We start from the raw sequence: 18446 nt of genomic DNA, 5'->3' as shown, positions 1-18446 counted from the left end.
TCGCTTTGCTGTCATAGAAAATGTGATAATGACTATAACTTTACGATTGTACAAGTCAGGAGAGATATTTATGTCAACAGCCAACCAAGCTACAATTCAGGAAGCAGCAGACTATATCCGTGCTAAGAGCGGAATAAGCCCAGAGATTGGTCTTATTCTGGGATCGGGCCTCGGTATATTGGCCGATTTGATTCAAGATGGAGTTAGTATTCCTTATCAGGATATTCCCCATTTTCCCGTATCAACGGTAGAAGGCCACGAGGGGGAGTTACTGTTAGGCACAATTGAAGGTCGCGCTGTTGTCATGATGAAGGGGCGCTTTCATATGTATGAGGGCTACGGTCCACAGCTGACAGCTTTCCCTGTTCGGGTAATGAAGCAACTGGGGATTCAAAGCCTGCTGGTGACGAATGCCGCAGGTGGTGTAAATACTTCCTACAAAGCAGGCGATCTGATGGTCATCTCGGATCATCTGAATTTGACCGGACAAAACCCGTTGATTGGCCCGAACGATGCTGCTCTGGGTGTTCGTTTCCCAGATATGTCGGAGGCGTACAGCCGCCGCTTACGTGAAATTGCCAAACAAACGGCTACCCAACAAGGCTTCAGCCTGCAGGAAGGTGTATATGCCGGATTGCTGGGACCCAACTATGAGACGCCTGCTGAAATCGTTATGCTGCGTACACTGGGAGCAGACGCAGTAGGGATGTCGACCGTGTCTGAAGTTATTGTAGCTCGTCATGCGGGGATTGAGGTACTGGGCTTCTCCTGTATCACCAATATGGCTGCAGGCATTCTCGACCAGCCTTTGTCTCATGGTGAAGTGATGGAGACGGCAGAGAAGGTACGTGAACAATTTTTGAAATTGGTACTGGCGATTATTCCACAAATGTAGATGGAGTATAATTTTCCATCCGAAACGGTGGGCATCTCCAAAGAACCCCATATCCGAGCGCCTTTTAATGGCGTGGGATACGGGGTTCTTTTTACATTCTGCGGTTGAACTGAGTATGATCGCCTAGTGAAGAGGGCGTGTGCTCCAAGTGGCTGTATTCGCTTTTTCTGCTACAGTTAGTCTATGTCGCTCTTGCACCTTGATCACAATGACCATGAAAATAATCCAGTAAATGGCTAATGAGTTTAGAAAACGGCTATCTGTTATATTGTTCAATATGATGAACAGGAAAAAAACGGCTGCCGTCAGCCATGTATACATATCTGTTTTGCCGATTCTGATTTTAAATAAGGTAGTTACGACGAGTATAACCGTTGCAAGTAGTCCTATAAGACCCACGTCGATCCATAGATCTCGAAAGCCGCTATGGCTGCTTGTCAGATCAAAGCGGATGCCGTTCGCATAAATGCTGGGCCGGGCTGCCCAGAAGGAGCCGTAACCATGTCCGAACCAGTAGTGGCTCTGAATAGCACCATCAATTCCCTGCCAGATTTCCGTTCTTCCGGTTAAGGTTGTTGTTTTTCCGAATTCCGAGGCAATCGCATCTCCATAGGTAAAGGTAAGTGCCAAACCCAACAGAACAAGTAAGCAGGAACAGCTAACAAAGAACCCCCGCAACGCGATGCTTCGAATTCTTTTGAATAACAATATAAATAAAATAAATACGAAGAGTGAAGATGTCAGCACCAATGAGGTGGTAGACTGGCATTCGATGAGCAATAAGGCATTGAGTAAGATGAAGCCAATATGTAAGGCTTTGCGTGTGCCCCTGAAAAAATATATGACATGTGAAACAAAACTTAACAGCGAGAGGGTTCCAAGTGTATTTTTATGACCGGAGATTCCCTTCCACAGTCCAGTATGCTCTACACCGCCATGAATGGCAAAGGAAGGAATGAGTACGACGGCAAGTAGATTGAGTACGCTCAGGATACTTAATGTAACGACTAAGAGGCGTATGCAGCCCTGTGCTGTATAATGGGTGACCAGATAGAATCCAAAGGTAGAGAAGGCAAGAAATTTAACAACCATTAGTACAGAAGAAGTTTGCTCTTGTTCAGCCCATAAACAGGAAGCGGCGATGTACATCATAAGTAAGGTCAGCAACGGATTATCAACTAGGATTGCGATTAATGACTTGAGTGAAGGCAGAAGCATGGTGTAGCTGAACAACAAGATAAGCAGGGAAATCGTGATCACTCTGGGAGACAAACCCTGACAGGCAAAGGGAATCGAGAAAGCCAGTAAACCGGCTACTGTGAGTATGTGTTTCACGGTTTCACCGCCTAGATACGTTATGTATCTATAATATACAAAATGTATCTTCTTGTACAATCATAATAAAATATTTATTTTCATTTTTCGCGACCTAGAGCAAGCCTTATTGTGCATATACTCAGTCCATGCTAAGAAAATGAAGAATTCTTCGGTATAGTCTGAAAGTATTTTCACGTTTTTAACAATGGGGGTGTTTGGGTGGCGGATTTTACAGACCGTTTGAAGTTGAATTTGAGTGGAACGGGCAAAGAGTTAACGCCTCAGCAATTAAATGACAATTTTAAAGCCATTGAAAAAGAATTCATGGAACGCAGTGTAAACGTAAGCTGGTTTGGAGCTGCTGGTGATGGTATTCAGGACGACACGGCAGCTTTGCAAGAATTGATTAACAAGACTCCCGATTACTCCATTCTTCACATCCCCAGTGGTCGATACAAAATAACATCTACCCTTCAGATTCGCAAGCAGGGTGTGCGCATTTTTGGGATTCATAAGGGCAGATACCGACAGGGTAAGGGAGTTACTTCGATTGAATATTATGGTACGGGTCCTTGTTTCCAAATTGGAGACGAAAGTCTGCCATCGTTTAGTGGCTTTCAAAATGTGCAGTTCCATGACTTATCGATCCGGTACGAAGGGACCGGCAGAGCCACCTTAAATAATCCGTTTTCGCAGTCAGTGAAGCGCGGGTATTATGGCAAAGGGACTATGGGCATTCAGGACTGGAAGGGCGGCGGCGTTGTCCTGGATAACGTGTTGATTGAGCATTTTGAAACGGCTTTTTGGGGCTATGAAAGTGATGTGAACTTATTTAAATGCACGGAGATAAATTACAATAAAATAGGGATTCACTTGCAGAACAGAAGTTCACAGTTTACAAGCATTGCGCTTTTTACGCTCGGGAACGATACGGCGCTGGATCTGAATAGTTCTAACGGGGCGAGATTCATGGCTAGTCAGCACATTAAGGATGGGAGCTCCAGTGATATTCCCATTTTAATAAATGATTTTATGAATGCAGAATTTTTAGGCTGCTGGTTCGAAGGACTAAGCAGAGAACACAAGATGACAGTACCTTCTTTTATTCAAATTGGTGCTACGAAAGAAACCAAAAATGTTGCCCTGCGCGACTCTATTTTGGCGATAGCAGACAAATACGATGACACCCAATCGGTGTGCAATTATTTTGTGGATGTGGTCATTGGCAAAAAAGTTTTGGTGGACGAGGTGGGCGGATATCCCCGTAATCTCAAACAGCTTATTTGTTTCTCTGGCAGCTCCTCCACACAACAGGTGACACTTCGCTCACATTTGGATTTTAGCTATAGCAATCATCGTTATGACGAGAATCATGGGACAGGGCAAGCTTTGTTGCTCGTAGAAAAATATTCGAATAACGGTATAGAACATTTGAATGAAACCTTTGTCAAAGCCTATCTTGGTTCAAGGCAAAATATCCCTGCAGGTAGCTGGCAGAAAGTAAGGTTTAATCAAATCAATCATGATGAGTTGACCGAATTCGATGGTTCGAATAGCCGATGGCGAGCCAAGCGAGCTGGGAAATACAGAATACAAGTCTACATTTCGACCGATCCCCAAGTAGATGGTAACCGGACACGGCTGGCACTTCACTTGAATGATGAGCAGCTTACCGGAAGTTCTGCCTATGCTTATCTCGATGACAGGGTGATTGGCGGACTGAACTATGGTGCATTGAGTGGAGCAATGGAACTTAGACTCGAAGCGAATTCTTTTATTGATATACGGGTGTTTAGTCAAAATGCAGTGGATATTTTACCGGGTGGGGGTATTACATATCTTACCGTTAGCCGGATTTAGACGATTTTTATAGGTCATTTTTACAGACGATAGATGTTATGTCGTATATATATCGGGAAATACGCACCATGCTGGCTCAGCTTGGTGCTATTTGATGTTTTTATTCATATGGAATATTTTTCTTTCATTCTGACGACAATGGTTAGCAGCACGCGAATAGACCGGAGAGATCAGTAAATGGGCTCCGGCTCTTTACGCCAATATGTTGAGGAGGGGACCGATTGTGAAGAAAAAAGTGGTGGCGTTCATCCTGGCTTGTCTGGTAGCCTTGACTGCCGTCCCTGTCGGCGGTTGGGCCGAAGAAAGCAGACCTGAAAGCAAAACCAAAGTAGGTTCAGCAGCTGAGCTGGCTCCCGAGGCCCTTTCAGCGATCTTGATGGATGCAGATACAGGCACAGTCATCTATGAAAAAAACAGTCGTGAAAAGCTTCCTCCAGCAAGCATCACTAAGATCATGACGATGCTGCTAACAATGGAGGCCATTCATGATGGCAAGCTCAAGCTGACCGATAAAGTGCGGGCCAGTGAGTATGCGTCTTCAATGGGAGGCTCGCAAATTTTCTTAGAGCCGGGAGAAGAAATGACGGTTGATGAGATGCTGAAGGGAATTGCGATGGCTTCGGGCAACGACGCCTCTGTAGCGATGGCTGAGAAAATTGCAGGTTCTGAACAGGCTTTTGTCGAGATGATGAACGCCAAGGTGCAGCAGCTTGGACTCAAAGATACGCATTTTGCCAATTGTAACGGTTTACCCGTAGAAAATCACTATTCCTCTGCGCATGATATTGCGGTTATGAGCCGGGAACTGTTGAAATATCCGCACATTACGAAATATACGGGAGCCTATCAGGACTATTTGCGCAAATCCTCGGTCAAGCCCTTTTGGCTGGTGAATACGAATAAGCTTGTTCGCTTCTATACCGGAGCAGATGGTCTGAAAACGGGCTATACGTCAGAAGCAAAGTTCTGTCTTTCCGCTACGGCGAAGCGTGATGGCTTACGTGTCGTAGCTGTCGTACTCGGTGAGCCGAACACGAAGATACGCAATAATGAGGTTTCTTCCATGTTCGACTATGCATTTTCTCAATATACAATGAAATCCATATATAAGCCAGGCGAAAAGCTGGGCAGTGTAAAAGTTGAAAAAGGTGTATTGCCAGAGCTGGAAATTCAGGCTGACCGTTCTTACAGTGTGCTGGTGAAAAAAGGCGGCAACAAACAAACGCTGCGTCACGAGCTACAGTTGACCCCAAGCCTTAAAGCTCCTGTCCGGGTGGGTGACCCCGTTGGTAAGCTGGTCGTCTATCAGAATGGACAACGTCTTAAGGAGTTTAATATCACTTCGCCTGTGGCTATCGAGAAGGCCGGCTGGTGGAAATTGTTTAAACGTACCATGTCGAACCTATTTTCTTTGTAGATTTAACGGGGTTTTCTTCTAGTTTTGTCGGAGGGCAGGAATCGTCTGCGACTACGTAGAAATCCTTGTCCAAGACCGGGAGGAGAGTGAGTAAGCATGAACCTGCAAATTGAAATGGAGCATCACCGGGGAGTACTTATTGTAAGGCTGTCTGGTGAACTTGATCACCATACGTCGGATATGGTCCGTATGCAAATGGATGAGGCGATTCAGCGCCGGCAATGCGAGCATATCGTGCTCAGTCTGAAGAATCTTCAGTTTATGGATAGTTCCGGCCTTGGCGTTATCTTGGGACGATACAAACTGATCAAGCAAAAGGGCGGGAAAATGGCAGTCTGTGATGTCAATCCGCCGGTACATCGACTGCTGGATATGTCAGGCTTGTTTAAAATCATGCCCATTTATGACAACGAGGTAAATGCGCTCACGGAACTGGAGGTTGTGTCATGAGAGAAGGCACGGGGAACAATTTCATGAGCTTGCAGTTTGCCGCAAAATCGGAAAATGAAGCATTTGCCCGCGTGGCTGTGGCAGCCTTCATTTCCAGGCTTGATCCCACAATGGATGAGCTTAGCGATTTGAAGACCGTTGTGTCTGAAGCGGTGACAAACAGTATTATTCACGGCTATGACAGTGATCCGTCAGGTGTCGTAACGATTAAAGTCGGAATTGAAGCGGACGTGATCACGTTGGTCGTTGAGGACGCAGGACGGGGAATTGAGGATCTGGAGCTGGCCAAGCAGCCTCTCTATACGTCCAAGCCTGAATTGGAACGTTCCGGCATGGGCTTTACGATTATGGAAAATTTCATGGATGAGTTCGAAGCAGTCAGTGAGCCGGGCGGAGGCACGTCGGTCCGGATGAAGAAAAGGATTGAATCCAAGAAAGCTTTATATAATTAGGAGTTGATCCTATGGAAGCAGGAGGAAAAAAAACTTCGCACAGCTATTTGGAGGATACAGAAGTCAAGCGGCTTATCGCACTGAGTCAATCTGGTGATAATGAGGCTCGTGAGACACTGGTCAATAGTAATATCCGGCTCGTCTGGTCTGTCGTGCAGCGCTTTATGAACCGGGGGTATGAACCTGACGATCTTTTTCAAATTGGTTGCATCGGATTGTTAAAATCGGTGGATAAATTCGATCTCAGCTACGAAGTCAAATTTTCAACATATGCAGTACCAATGATTATTGGTGAGATTCAACGCTTCCTTCGAGACGATGGTACACTCAAGGTTAGCCGTTCCTTGAAGGAAACAGCCAATAAGGTCCGCAAAATGAAGGACGAGCTGTCCAAACGGCTCAATCGCCTGCCTACAGTCAAGGAGGTTGCTGATGAGCTGGGAGTGACACCGGAGGATGTTGTTTTTGCGCAGGAGGCCAATAAGCCACCTACCTCCATTCACGAAACAGTGTTTGAAAATGACGGAGACCCGATTACACTTATGGATCAGATTGCCGACGAATCGCAGGAAAGATGGTTCGACAAGCTGGCGCTGAATGAGGCCATTGACGGATTATCTGAACGGGAGCGATTGATTGTGTACCTGCGTTATTACCGGGATCAGACTCAGTCAGAGGTTGCAAGTCGTCTTGGCATTTCTCAGGTGCAGGTATCACGATTGGAAAAAAAGATTTTACAACTGATCCGCGATCAGATTGCCCAATAATGAAGACAGGATTTTAGTGAGTGAAATCCTTATACTAACGCATTCTAAAGAGTATTCCAAAGCCATTTTAATGGCCAGGAGTACTCTTTTTTGCGTGTGACAAAAGACAATACACAGAATAGGTTTGCTTGCTTCGCCCCATACTAATCGGTAATTACGAGGATAAGGAGGGAATCGGATGAATCATAGTCCGGCTCCTATTGTCTACTTGCGGCTCCGCAGCCGTGTGCGTATGATCCAAGGGCAGGATTTACATTTGGGCGATGTAGCCCACCTGCTGACGGAGCCCGAATGGGAAAAGGATCTGCTTGAGCTTGTTCTCAAGCGGCCGCAGAAGCAGGACGGTAACCTGATACTGGTGGACATGCTACAAATCATATCAAAAATTAGAGATCATATTCCGGGAGTCGTAGTTGAATCTCTCGGGAAACCGCATGTACTTGTGGAACTCGTGGAAAGACCCCGTAAGCCATCCAAAATACTGTTCGTGTTAGTATGGTTACTGCTGTTTTTTGGCTCTGCGCTGACGATTATGAACTTTCATGCTGACGTTAGCATGATGGAGGTACAGGTTCGGATTGTGGAGATGATTACGGGACAAAAGGATGAGCATCCGTACTTGTTCCAAATTGCTTACTCGATCGGCATCGGCTTTGGCATGATCGTATTTTTTAATCACTTGTTCAAGAAAAAATGGAATGAGGAGCCGACCCCCCTGGAGGTGGAAATGTATCTGTATCAGGAAAATGTGGATCAGTATGTTGTGGCAGAGGAGTATGAAAAGATGGCTCGTTTGCAGACAAAGGATAAGAAACCATGATATTTGTACAGGCTGCACTTCAGATTATTTTGGGTATCGCTGGGGGGCTGGCGGTAGGTAGCGGTGTGATTGCTTTTTTTATTGTGCTGGATATCATGCCGCGATTAGCACAACTCACCCGGACGTATAAAAAATCACGTGCATACGAAAAGGCGATGATTTTAGGTTCAGTGGTGGGAACCGTGGCCGATTTTTGGAACATTTGCTTGCCATTACCGGGCATGTTTACATGGATACCCGGGCTATTTTGCGGAGTGTTTATTGGCTTGCTCGCCGCGGCTCTGACAGAGGTGCTGAATCTCCTGCCCATACTAGCCAAGCGACTCCATATGACTGTATACATGTTCGGTCTGTTAATGGCAATGGTGCTTGGCAAGGTAACGGGTTCCTTATTTGATTGGTTTGTATACAACCGTTAATAGCGAAGAAGAAGGGGGCAAGAGATATGGATCACAGAACGGATCAGGATCAGCAGGAGCATTATCATGGAGACGGAGCAATAGGAAGGGAAAATAAGACTGATGGGGAAAGTTCGGGCTCCTGGAAGCAAAAGCAGGAGCAGGAAGCCGCTCGTCTTAAGCACAAAAAAGAAAGCGAGCGTTCTGATAATGTAGAGGAATCCATTCGTTATTGGCAGGTTGAGGATGATATTTCGCCAAAGATGAAGGAAAATCGTGAAACTCTTAAAATGGTATTGGGTTTGGGAGAGACCTTTGATGTTGTGTTCAGGGAAATGACAACAGGTGGCCGCCATATCGGGTATCTGTTCCTGAATACCTTTGCCAAGGATCAGATCATGCTTGAGGTGCTAAAGCGGCTTACCTATCTGACGCCGGATGACATGACTTCAGCTGGACTCCAAGCGTATTTTGAAAATTTTATTCCACATATACAGGTGGAGAAGACGGATAAGATGTCTGTCGTCATAAACAAGGTGCTGACGGGAATGAGTGCTCTCTTCATGGAAGGCGAGCGTTTTTCTGTTATTCTGGATACTCGTAATTACCCGGTACGGAGTCCAGAAGAACCTTCCTTGGAGAGAGTCGTGCGCGGTGCACGCGATGGTTTTACGGAAACGATGCTTACGAATGTAGGTTTAGTGCGTCGGCGTTTGCGAGACCCCGGACTTAAATTTGAGGCTATGCAGGTCGGACGCCGAACCCGAACAGATGTATGCTTGGGCTACATTGATGATATTGTGGATAAGGTCATGGTGGATACGGTACGAGACAAAATTAAAAATGTTAATCTGGATGGTATTCCTCTGGCCGATAAGCAATTAGAGGAGACAATTATCAATAAAGGTTGGAATCCATATCCATTAGTACGATATTCAGAGCGACCAGATGTTGTGGCTTCGCATATTATGGAAGGAAGGCTCGTTATTTTCGTTGATACCTCACCCAGCGTAATGATTTTGCCTACCACTTTTTTTGACCTGTGCCAGCATGCAGAAGAGAATCGGCAAACCGCTTTTATGGGTAGCTATTTACGCTGGGTGCGTTTTTTAGGCATATTCGCCTCAATGTTTCTGCTTCCGATGTGGCTGCTAATGGTCATCAATCCCGAGTTAAAACCGGCGTTTCTCGATTTTATTGGTCCTCAGAAGGAAGCTCATCTTCCGCTGATTGCCCAATTTATCATTGTGGAACTAGGGGTCGATCTTATGCGAATGGCAGCTGTGCATACCCCGACACCACTGGCTTCCGCTATGGGTTTGATCGCAGCCATTCTGGTTGGCGATATAGCAGTTCAAACGGGACTATTCGTAAATGAGGTCGTCTTGTACATGGCTGTTGCTGCCATAGGGATGTTCGCAACACCGAGCTATGAGTTGGGACTGGCGAATAGACTGATTCGACTATTCCTGCTGGTTGCTGTTGCTATTTTTCACGTACCAGGCTTTGTCGTCGGCACGACGCTGATCATTTTGATGCTGACGCTGCATCGGTCATATAATTCTTCGTATTTGTGGCCGTTCATTCCTTTTAATGCTAAAGCGTTAGCTTCCATCTTGTTCCGTATGCCTGTGCTTGATGCGCCTAACCGCCCGTCATTTAATAAAACGAGGGACAATACGCGTATGCCCCATACGGATGCCAACACAGATTCGAACTCAGGCAATGGACAGGAGCATTAATATAAATGATCTGCATAAAAATCCATTGTTCTTGATGTTTTTTTTGCTATACTGGTGTAAACATTCGATGGAATATGACTAGCTTGTTCCAGAAAGAGAGGCGCCAGAACATGTATTTGCATGGAAGCAGTAAAATTAACAGCAATGGACATTTGGAGATTGGTGGATGTGATACCACGCTTTTGAAAGAGCGTTTTGGCACGCCGCTATATATTGTAGACGAACAGTTAGTCCGCCGGCGTTGCCGGGAATTTATAGAAGCATTTCGTGAGACCGGTTTAAAGTTTCAAGTGGCTTATGCAAGCAAAGCATTTTGTGTTATGGCCATGTGCGCTTTAGCTGCTGAAGAAGGAATGTCGCTTGACGTTGTTTCCAGCGGAGAGCTGTTCACAGCGCTGCAAGCAGGATTCCCGGCAGAACGAATCCATTTTCATGGCAATAACAAGACGCCGGAAGAAATTGAAATGGCGTTAGAGGCGCACATTGGCTGCTTCGTCGTTGATAGCAAGATGGAATTGCATTTGTTACAGGCTCTCGCCTCTGAAAAAGGACAACAGGTCAATATTTTACTGCGGGTTACGCCGGGGGTTGAAGCGCATACGCATGAATATATGGCCACAGGTCAAGAAGATTCAAAATTTGGCTTTGACATTGCGAATGGTACAGCCCGTCAAGCGGTGGAACAGGCTATCAAGCTGGATCATCTTAATCTGCTGGGAGTACATTCTCATATCGGTTCGCAAATCTTCGAAGTCAATGGCTTCCAAATGGCTGCCGAGCGGGTCGCAGCTTTTTGCAGAGAGATTAAGGAGCAGCTTCAGTTTTCCTTCAAGGTGATTAATCTTGGTGGTGGATTTGGCATCCGTTATACAGAGGAGGACACACCGCTGAAACTATCCACCTATGTACAGGCTATCGGCGAAGCGGTGAAAACTCATTTTTCAGGACTTTACGATGAGCTTCCAGAAATTTGGATTGAGCCGGGACGAAGTATTGTAGGTGATTCAGGTACAACCTTGTATACGGTAGGAAGCATCAAGGATATTCCGCAGGTTCGTAAATATGTTTCCGTAGACGGCGGAATGACAGATAATCCACGTCCTGCACTGTATCAGGCCAAGTATGAAGCGATGCTGGCTAATCGAGCACAAGATGCGAACGAAGAAACAGTGTCTATTGCAGGCAAATGCTGTGAGAGCGGCGATATGCTTATTTGGGATGTAGAACTGCCTCGCCCGAATAGCGGAGACTTGCTCGCTGTAGCCTCAACCGGAGCTTATAATTACTCCATGGCGAGCAATTATAACCGGATACGCCGACCAGCAGTTGTATTTGTCAACAACGGTGAGGCCGAGCTGGTAGTGCGTCGGGAAACCTACGAGGATATCGTTCGCAATGATGTTTTGCCACAGCGCTTGGTTCGTGATCAAGCCAGTTCAGTGGTTCAGCCCAATGCCAAGATTACGGTTTCGTCCTGATTGTGGGATTTAAAATTCAAGCAGGCCATTGCGTCGGTAATAATAGACCGGGGACAATGGCCCCTTTTTTTGGACAAGGCTTTGCTAAGCGCGCCAATTCATAGTAAACTGGAACTTGATGTTATTTAGTTCTCAAAATAGGTTGAAAAGGAGATACAAACAATGAAAAAAGGTAGAATAGATCTTGAAAACGGCGGTATCGTCGAAATTGACTTTTTCCCAGAAGAAGCTCCAAACACCGTTGCTAACTTTGAAAAGCTGGCAAACAGCGGTTACTACAATGGCTTGAGCTTCCACCGCGTCATCCCGGGCTTTGTTGCTCAAGGTGGTTGTCCGATCGGTAATGGTACAGGCGGTCCTGGCTACACCATTGACTGTGAAACAGCTACGAATACAACCAAGCATGCCAAAGGCGTTCTGTCCATGGCTCATGCGGGTCGCAACACAGGTGGCAGCCAATTCTTTATTTGCTACGCTCCACAGCCGCATTTAGATGGAGTACATACTGTATTTGGTAAAGTAACCAAAGGTATGGAATTCATTGATGCTGTAAAACAAGGCGACAAAATGAAAGAGGTTAAAGTATTTGACGTGTAATTTACACATTACATGCATGATTTGAATTCCTTTAAATAGCGTTGCACCTAAGCCGTTCTGTCTTTGGACAGGGCGGCTTTTGTTGTCTTTTGTTTGACGGTTTGCTGATTTTTACAATCACGTAGGTATTACAGTGCGTAAGATCACATTCGAAAAGTAAGTGTTGTGATAGCCTTTTCATAAGAATGCATTTTCCATTTATTTTATATGAGTATTCAAGCTCAGTAAGAGTTGGAAAAGAAGGGGGCTTATCACATTGTCTATTTTAACGCGCACAAATCGACTCGGATTTTTTGAAATCCGGCTGGAATCCATTGGTGGACTCGGCGCAAATCTGGCTGGCAAAATGTTGGCCGAAACCGGGGTACTTGGTCTGGGACTGAATGCTTCAAATTTCTCATCCTACGGTTCGGAAAAGAAGGGATCCCCAGTTAAAAGCTTTGTTCGCTTCTGTGAGCCGGAGGTGGATATTCGCGATCACAGTCCGATCGAGCAACCGCATGTGGTAGGCATTTTCCATGAAACGTTATACAAAACGGTAAATGTAATCAGCGGCCTGCCAGCAGATGGGATTGTAGTGGTAAATTCCACACGTCCGGCAGAAGAAATACGGGCTGATTTGGGACTGGTATCCGGTACATTAGCAGTGGTGGATGCGATGGGCATCGCACTGGAAGAGCGGACCAAACTAAATACGTCCATGCTAGGTGCCTTGTTCCGTGTCTGTGATTTCCTGGACCCGGAAGCAATGAGATCGGTTATTCGCAGTACTTTTGAAAAGAAAAATCCACAATTAGTGGAACCTAATTTGCGTACGTTTAATCGTGGTTTTGAAGAAATGCAACTACATGTATATCCGGTTACTGCTGATGCGCAGGATCGGGTTTTTGAACGTCCGCAGCCTTTGCTAGGGTACGAAACTCAATTGCTGGGGGGCGTTATTGCAACTCAGGGCAACAGCATGACGAAAGATGTTAGTGGTTCACGTCAGGGTTATGTACCTGAGTATGAAGCTGATAAATGTACTCATTGTGCCAAGTGTGATTCGATTTGCCCGGATTACTGCTTTGTATGGGAAGAGCAAGCAGACAAACGCGGAAGAATGATGCCGTTTTTGCAAGGGATTGATTACCAGTATTGCAAAGGGTGTCTGAAGTGTGTAGATATTTGCCCGTCAGGGGCATTAAGCTCGCGTCGCGAACAATGGGGCTGGGCGGAGCAGCATCGCGTTGCCCACCAATTTCCAGTATATGAAGGAGGGCGTGCGTAATGGCAAAGCTGGAGGAAGAACTCAAACAGACGGGCGCCGCACAAGTGACAACATTCGAATCCGGTAATGAAATGGCAGCTACGGCGGCTGCGCAGATCAATTATCATATGATGGGATATTTCCCGATCACTCCATCGACCGAGGTAGCGCAGTATCTGGATCAAATGAAAACGCGTGGTCAGCATAATATTAAACTGGTTGCAGCCGATGGAGAACACGGATCGGCAGGGATTTGTTATGGAGCTGCGGCAGCTGGAGCGCGGGTTGTGAACGCCACCAGTTCGCAAGGTTTCCTGTACATGCTGGAGCAGTTGCCTGTTCAGTCAGGTACCCGTTTCCCTATGGTTATGAACCTGGTGACAAGAGCTGTCAGTGGTCCCTTGGATATTCGGGGGGATCATTCGGACCTGTATTATGGTTTGAACACAGGCTGGGTCATTTTGGCGGCAAGTACGCCACAGGCTGTGTATGATATGAACATCATGGCCCTGAAAATCGCAGAGCATAGCGATGTACGGTTGCCTGTAATGGTCGCATACGACGGTTTTTATACATCTCATCAAAAACGTAAAGTGCAATATTTTGCCGATGCAGAGACCGTGCGCGATTTTGTAGGCCCCAATCCGAACCTGAATTATCCGAATATTACGGATTTTGATCATCCTGTCACTGTGGGTGCGCATATGAACGGTGATGACCTGACGAATAATCACGTTCAACTGTCCGAAGCGTTGAAGCTTTCAGAAGGAGTATATGAGCAGGTAGCAGCAGAATATGCTGCTTTATCCGGTCGGGAATATCCGATTTTGGACCTGTATCATATGGAGGATGCTGAGGTTGCGGTATTTCTGCTGAATTCGGCGGCTGAATCGGCCAAGGATGTGGCGGATCAACTCCGTGCGCGTGGCATTAAAGCTGGTGTGATTCGTCCGAATATTATCCGGCCGTTCCCAGCCGCACAACTGCGGGAGGCGTTGCGCCATGTCAAGGCGTTGTTGGTGGGTGAACGTGCAGATTCGTACGGGTCGGATGGCGGTAATTTGACCCACGAAATTAAAGCGGCGTTGCAGGAGGACCCACTGAATCAAACCCTCGTATTGAGCCGTATCTTTGGCTTGGGAGGAAAGGATTTTTATGCGGAAGATGCAGAGGCGTTCTTCCAGCTTGCGATTGAGGCGGCAGAGGCTGGACGAGCGGAGAAGCCCTTTGATTATTACGGGATTAATCCGGGTTCAGCGGACAAGGTGATGCCGCAAGTCATGCAGCCACCACGTGGCAATGCATACCGTACGGGTCTGATTCAGGTTACGCCGGACGAGGCAACCGGGAAGCTCAAAGTCAAGGTACCACCTCTGCGTTCGTTAACAACCAAACCACGCCGTCTTACTCCGGGTCATGGGGCTTGTCCTGGTTGTGGAGCCTTGTCTGCACTAGAACTGTTTTTTAAAGGGATTGAAGGCGACATTGTTGTACTGTTCCAGACTGGCTGCGTATATGTGGTGACGACAGGGTACCCATACACATCACACAAGCAACCGATGATCCATAATCTTTTTCAAAACGGGGCCGCTACCCTTTCAGGAGCGCTGGAAGCTTACATGGAGATGAAGCGACGTAATGAAATTGAGATGTCGGATGATCCGACCTTTATCATGATCAGTGGTGACGGCGGGATGGATATTGGTATGGGTTCTGCGATTGGTGCGGCTCTGCGTAACCATAAACTGATCATGCTCGAATATGATAACGAGGGATACATGAATACAGGCTCTCAGCAATCGTACTCCACTCCAATGGGGCATATGACGAGTACGTCGGGTGTAGGGAAAATGCAAAAAGGGAAACAAGGGCATCATAAGGATACTGTGCAAATTATGGCCGCCTGTAACATCCCGTATGCCTTTACAGCAGCCGAAAGTCATCCGCAGGATATGCTGCGCAAAGCCGCCAAGGCTCAATGGTACGCCAACAACGTGGGTACGGCATATGGTAAAATTCTGTGCGCCTGCCCACTCAACTGGAAATCCGAAGACAGATTGGGTACTAGCATCGTGGGCGCCGCAGTCGAGTCTTGCTTCTTTCCTTTGTACGAAATCGAGCAAGGGAGCACGACGATTACGTACAATCCGGAAGACAAGGGAAAACGGATTCCAGCCGCAGAATGGCTGAAATTAATGGGTAAAACGAAGCATCTTCTCAAAGAGGAAGCAACGCTGGCTACCTTTGAGCAGGAAATTGAGCGTCGCTGGACTATCCTGAAAAAGAAACATGAAATTTCGGAGTTGTAATTCTGTTTTTTGCATAATAATTGTGTAACATTGTTAGCCGCTGTTTCGGCACCGGTTCGATTGAGATTCCTAGCGCTTGCTGCGCCAGGAATCTTTTTTTGCGTTTATGGGTTGAAGCATAAAAAAACAGGTAATGATTTCCGATATAGGAGTGGAGGCCTATAGAAGGTATGTTATAAAGTCTTCTTCTGAATTTTAAGATGCAATGAGGTGCAGGTAATGATTAAGCTGAACACAGTTGAAATAATTGAAATTATAAAGAAGCAAATCCCCAAGGTTATGAACATCACGCCAGTGGAACTCAAGTTTACGGATGATTTTGGACGGGCATCGCTGGCGGCAACAGAACACAAATTCACGCTGACGAACCAGCATTATTCTGCCAAGGTGATGGATTGCGTGTTAGAAACACAAGTGCGCCCTATTTTAATGTGTGAAATTATTTATTTTCTAAAATGCGAGTTTATTGATGGGCATGTGGATGTAAGACTGGATTATGAAGCATGTTCTGAGGGAGAGCGAGGACCTGTTGCTTCAGCTGTCATTACCTTTGATCATGATACGCAGCTTGGAGTCGACGAACTGGCCGATCTGATTGACCTGGCGCTTCATATGAATGATAAAACCTGGTTTGAGGAACTCTCCACTCAATATGTCAAAAGCAAAGCAGGAGCTTCGATTAGATAACTTGCTTTTTTTAGAAGTCGGTGCTAATATACGTAACAAGTTTAATGTTAATTCAATTAAATAAGAGCAAGATCCTTCGGGGCGGGGCGAAATTCCCCACCGGCGGTGATGACATGTTTGTGAATCGCTTCTGAGAACACAGCATGGCTTAGTCCGTGACCCGGATGCTGAACAATCAGCAGAAGGTGGACCTGGTGCAATTCCGGGACCGACAGTATAGTCTGGATGGGAGAAGGATACGAAGCGCATGTGCATGACGTGACATGTGCCAATTTTTAGCATACGTAAAAGTACGTACGGCTTATTTCGTTGTAGGACAGCATCGGACGACAGCTTTTATTAAGCTTTCTTTTCGATAGTGTTCTGAGCATAATTGGCTGTATTGTCATCATGCTTTCTTTTGGCAGACCTATGATTTCATGTCATTTTAATACATGTATGAACTGCGCTTGTATACTACATATGTGACTCTCATCACCCCCATGACGGATTGAATCCTGACTGGGGGTTATTTGCGCTTACAGCTGATGAATTAGGGATAAACTGAAATGTAGTGGAAAGGAGTGAAAGCATGTTTACCGGATTGGTCGAGGAAGTGGGTCGCATTCAAAGTATTTCCAAAAGTGGTGAAGCGATGGTGCTGGGGATTTCGGGTTCTGTGGTATTGGACGATTTGAAAATAGGCGACAGTGTCTCGGTGAATGGTGTTTGCCTGACGGCAATACAGATTGGTACTAAAGATTTTAAGGTTGATGTGATGCCTGAGACTTTTCGCAGCAGTAATCTAAGGGAACTCAGATCCGGCAGTCGAGTCAATTTGGAGCGGGCGATGGCGGCGAGTGGAAGATTCGGAGGACATATCGTACAGGGACATGTGGACGGGACGGGTACGATTCGCGGAGTGACATCAGAGCAGAATGCGGTAGTGTTCGAAGTTGAGCCTTCTGATCAAGCATTATTTAAATATGTTCTTCTCAAGGGGTCAATTACAATTGATGGTATCAGCCTCACAGTCGCGCAGCGGACGAGAAATAGCTTTGCTGTATCTATTATCCCCCACACCTTAGCCGAAACGGCCTTACAAGCCAAACGTGAGGGAGATACCGTGAATATTGAATGCGATATATTGGGCAAATATGTGGAGCAACTTTTACATTACAGAGGTTCAGCGTCGATGGAGAGAGCCGATCAAGCCCCACTTAGTTTGGACTATTTGGCGAAACACGGCTTTGCCTGATACAGCCTGTTACAGAATAATAGAGAAATTGGTTCAGGAGCATTCGTGACACAAGACATAAGGAGGAGAGGGTTATGGATAGAGGCATCCAAACAAGTGCAACGACAAACATCATGGAGCAGGATGAGTTGCACTATGACGAAGAGATCCGATTGGATTCCATCGAAGAAGCATTGGAGGATTTAAAGAACGGCAAAGTCGTTATTGTAGTGGATGATGAACAGCGGGAAAATGAAGGCGACTTTATCGCTTTGGCTGAAAAAGCATCGCCCGAGGTGATCAATTTCATGATTACAGAAGGTCGCGGATTGGTCTGTGTGCCGATCACACAGCACCGAGCCAAGGCATTGGAATTGCATCCTATGGTAGAGCAAAACACAGATTTTCATGGTACCGCCTTTACGGTATCGGTAGATCATATGAAGACAACAACGGGGATTTCAGCGGCTGAGCGCTCTTTGACTGTTCGTGCCTTAGCCGACGAAGCAATCACGGGAAGCGATTTTCGCAAACCTGGTCACATGTTCCCACTAATTGCTCGCGATGGTGGGGTCTTGCAGCGTGCCGGTCATACTGAAGCGGCTGTCGATCTGGCCCGACTCAGCGGCTTTAAGCCTGCCGGGGTCATTTGCGAAATTATAAAGGAAGATGGTTCGATGGCCCGCTTACCTGATTTGGTCGTGATCGCCAAGCGACATCAATTGAAGCTGATTAGCATTCAGCATTTAATCGACTACCGTCGTCGTTTGTCATTGTAAATAATTCAAAAAA

At 46.3% G+C, this 18446-nt stretch carries 17 protein-coding genes and 1 riboswitch; of the genes, 16 read left to right on the top strand and 1 reads right to left on the bottom strand.

The genetic code is table 11. The features are described 5' to 3' along the window. The first annotated feature begins 70 nt into the window (after nt 1-70). Nucleotides 71-895, top strand: coding sequence for a purine-nucleoside phosphorylase (locus tag ACUC6J_RS14645; protein ID WP_016822259.1), 825 nt, complete (start codon nt 71-73; stop codon nt 893-895). 123 nt (nt 896-1018) lie between these two features. Here ACUC6J_RS14645 and ACUC6J_RS14640 read toward each other — a convergent pair whose 3' ends face one another. Continuing rightward, nucleotides 1019-2230: an O-antigen ligase family protein gene (locus ACUC6J_RS14640; RefSeq protein WP_447249039.1), complete on the bottom strand. Its 1212-nt coding sequence runs from the start codon at nt 2228-2230 to the stop codon at nt 1019-1021. Between the two features lie 201 nt (nt 2231-2431). On the opposite strand from ACUC6J_RS14640, the gene ACUC6J_RS14635 reads away from it, so the two are divergent. The 15 genes from ACUC6J_RS14635 to ribB all read left to right on the top strand — a co-directional run bounded on the left by ACUC6J_RS14635 (nt 2432) and on the right by ribB (nt 18433). Further along, nucleotides 2432-4072 carry a glycosyl hydrolase family 28-related protein gene (locus ACUC6J_RS14635; protein WP_447249038.1) on the top strand — a complete coding sequence of 547 codons (1641 nt, stop codon included), beginning with the start codon at nt 2432-2434 and terminating at the stop codon, nt 4070-4072. A gap of 223 nt (nt 4073-4295) precedes the next feature. Continuing rightward, nucleotides 4296-5489, top strand: a complete 1194-nt coding sequence (locus ACUC6J_RS14630) for a D-alanyl-D-alanine carboxypeptidase family protein (RefSeq protein ID WP_016822256.1) — start codon at nt 4296-4298, stop codon at nt 5487-5489. A gap of 96 nt (nt 5490-5585) precedes the next feature. Continuing rightward, the gene (spoIIAA, locus tag ACUC6J_RS14625; protein WP_016822255.1) at nt 5586-5939 is read left to right on the top strand and encodes an anti-sigma F factor antagonist; all 354 of its coding nucleotides are present in this window, start codon (nt 5586-5588) and stop codon (nt 5937-5939) included. Then, on the top strand, nt 5936-6391 hold the full coding sequence (gene spoIIAB / locus ACUC6J_RS14620; protein ID WP_013310781.1) for an anti-sigma F factor: 456 nt from the start codon (nt 5936-5938) through the stop codon (nt 6389-6391). The genes spoIIAA and spoIIAB overlap by 4 nt, the downstream gene beginning before the upstream one ends. Nucleotides 6392-6402: 11 nt before the next feature. Beyond that, complete coding sequence (gene sigF, locus ACUC6J_RS14615) at nt 6403-7158, top strand: RNA polymerase sporulation sigma factor SigF (protein WP_107733408.1); 756 nt, start codon at nt 6403-6405, stop codon at nt 7156-7158. A gap of 178 nt (nt 7159-7336) precedes the next feature. Then, nucleotides 7337-7978, top strand: a complete 642-nt coding sequence (locus ACUC6J_RS14610) for a stage V sporulation protein AA (RefSeq protein WP_016822253.1) — start codon at nt 7337-7339, stop codon at nt 7976-7978. Continuing rightward, nucleotides 7975-8397, top strand: a complete 423-nt coding sequence (locus ACUC6J_RS14605; RefSeq protein ID WP_016822252.1) for a stage V sporulation protein AB — start codon at nt 7975-7977, stop codon at nt 8395-8397. Before ACUC6J_RS14610 ends, ACUC6J_RS14605 begins: the two co-directional genes overlap by 4 nt. Nucleotides 8398-8423: 26 nt before the next feature. Next, nucleotides 8424-10118 (top strand): spore germination protein, encoded by a 1695-nt coding sequence (locus tag ACUC6J_RS14600; RefSeq protein ID WP_016822251.1) that lies wholly within the window; start codon nt 8424-8426, stop codon nt 10116-10118. A 110-nt stretch (nt 10119-10228) separates the two neighbouring features. After that, nucleotides 10229-11596: a diaminopimelate decarboxylase gene (gene lysA, locus ACUC6J_RS14595; RefSeq protein WP_016822250.1), complete on the top strand. Its 1368-nt coding sequence runs from the start codon at nt 10229-10231 to the stop codon at nt 11594-11596. Between the two features lie 162 nt (nt 11597-11758). Beyond that, nucleotides 11759-12193, top strand: a complete 435-nt coding sequence (locus ACUC6J_RS14590; protein WP_013310775.1) for a peptidylprolyl isomerase — start codon at nt 11759-11761, stop codon at nt 12191-12193. Nucleotides 12194-12449: 256 nt separating this feature from the next. After that, nucleotides 12450-13463 (top strand): 2-oxoacid:acceptor oxidoreductase family protein, encoded by a 1014-nt coding sequence (locus tag ACUC6J_RS14585; RefSeq protein WP_016822248.1) that lies wholly within the window; start codon nt 12450-12452, stop codon nt 13461-13463. Beyond that, nucleotides 13463-15751, top strand: coding sequence for a thiamine pyrophosphate-dependent enzyme (locus tag ACUC6J_RS14580; protein ID WP_123797345.1), 2289 nt, complete (start codon nt 13463-13465; stop codon nt 15749-15751). Before ACUC6J_RS14585 ends, ACUC6J_RS14580 begins: the two co-directional genes overlap by 1 nt. A 219-nt stretch (nt 15752-15970) precedes the next feature. Continuing rightward, a complete protein-coding gene (locus ACUC6J_RS14575; protein WP_016822245.1) occupies nt 15971-16438 on the top strand; it encodes an IDEAL domain-containing protein in 468 nt (155 codons plus the stop codon). A gap of 68 nt (nt 16439-16506) precedes the next feature. Continuing rightward, nucleotides 16507-16679: riboswitch (FMN riboswitch) on the top strand. Nucleotides 16680-17009: 330 nt separating this feature from the next. Then, nucleotides 17010-17675 (top strand): riboflavin synthase, encoded by a 666-nt coding sequence (gene ribE / locus ACUC6J_RS14570; protein ID WP_016822244.1) that lies wholly within the window; start codon nt 17010-17012, stop codon nt 17673-17675. 74 nt (nt 17676-17749) lie between these two features. Beyond that, nucleotides 17750-18433, top strand: a complete 684-nt coding sequence (ribB, locus tag ACUC6J_RS14565; RefSeq protein WP_447249037.1) for a 3,4-dihydroxy-2-butanone-4-phosphate synthase — start codon at nt 17750-17752, stop codon at nt 18431-18433. The last annotated feature ends 13 nt before the right edge of the window (nt 18434-18446 follow it).

The sequence above is a fragment of the Paenibacillus sp. JJ1683 genome, assembly GCF_053006485.1.
Note: the sequence above shows the minus strand (reverse complement) of the source record. Positions and strands in the feature narration are given on the sequence as shown.

Coding starts and splice junctions, on each gene's coding strand:
- ACUC6J_RS14610 (WP_016822253.1), top strand. CDS start 7,337: ATGAATCATAGTCCGGCTCCTATTGTCTACTTGCGGCTCCGCAGCCGT.
- ACUC6J_RS14590 (WP_013310775.1), top strand. CDS start 11,759: ATGAAAAAAGGTAGAATAGATCTTGAAAACGGCGGTATCGTCGAAATT.
- ACUC6J_RS14645 (WP_016822259.1), top strand. CDS start 71: ATGTCAACAGCCAACCAAGCTACAATTCAGGAAGCAGCAGACTATATC.
- ACUC6J_RS14580 (WP_123797345.1), top strand. CDS start 13,463: ATGGCAAAGCTGGAGGAAGAACTCAAACAGACGGGCGCCGCACAAGTG.
- sigF (WP_107733408.1), top strand. CDS start 6,403: ATGGAAGCAGGAGGAAAAAAAACTTCGCACAGCTATTTGGAGGATACA.
- ACUC6J_RS14600 (WP_016822251.1), top strand. CDS start 8,424: ATGGATCACAGAACGGATCAGGATCAGCAGGAGCATTATCATGGAGAC.
- spoIIAA (WP_016822255.1), top strand. CDS start 5,586: ATGAACCTGCAAATTGAAATGGAGCATCACCGGGGAGTACTTATTGTA.
- ACUC6J_RS14605 (WP_016822252.1), top strand. CDS start 7,975: ATGATATTTGTACAGGCTGCACTTCAGATTATTTTGGGTATCGCTGGG.
- ribB (WP_447249037.1), top strand. CDS start 17,750: ATGGATAGAGGCATCCAAACAAGTGCAACGACAAACATCATGGAGCAG.
- ribE (WP_016822244.1), top strand. CDS start 17,010: ATGTTTACCGGATTGGTCGAGGAAGTGGGTCGCATTCAAAGTATTTCC.
- spoIIAB (WP_013310781.1), top strand. CDS start 5,936: ATGAGAGAAGGCACGGGGAACAATTTCATGAGCTTGCAGTTTGCCGCA.
- ACUC6J_RS14575 (WP_016822245.1), top strand. CDS start 15,971: ATGATTAAGCTGAACACAGTTGAAATAATTGAAATTATAAAGAAGCAA.
- lysA (WP_016822250.1), top strand. CDS start 10,229: ATGTATTTGCATGGAAGCAGTAAAATTAACAGCAATGGACATTTGGAG.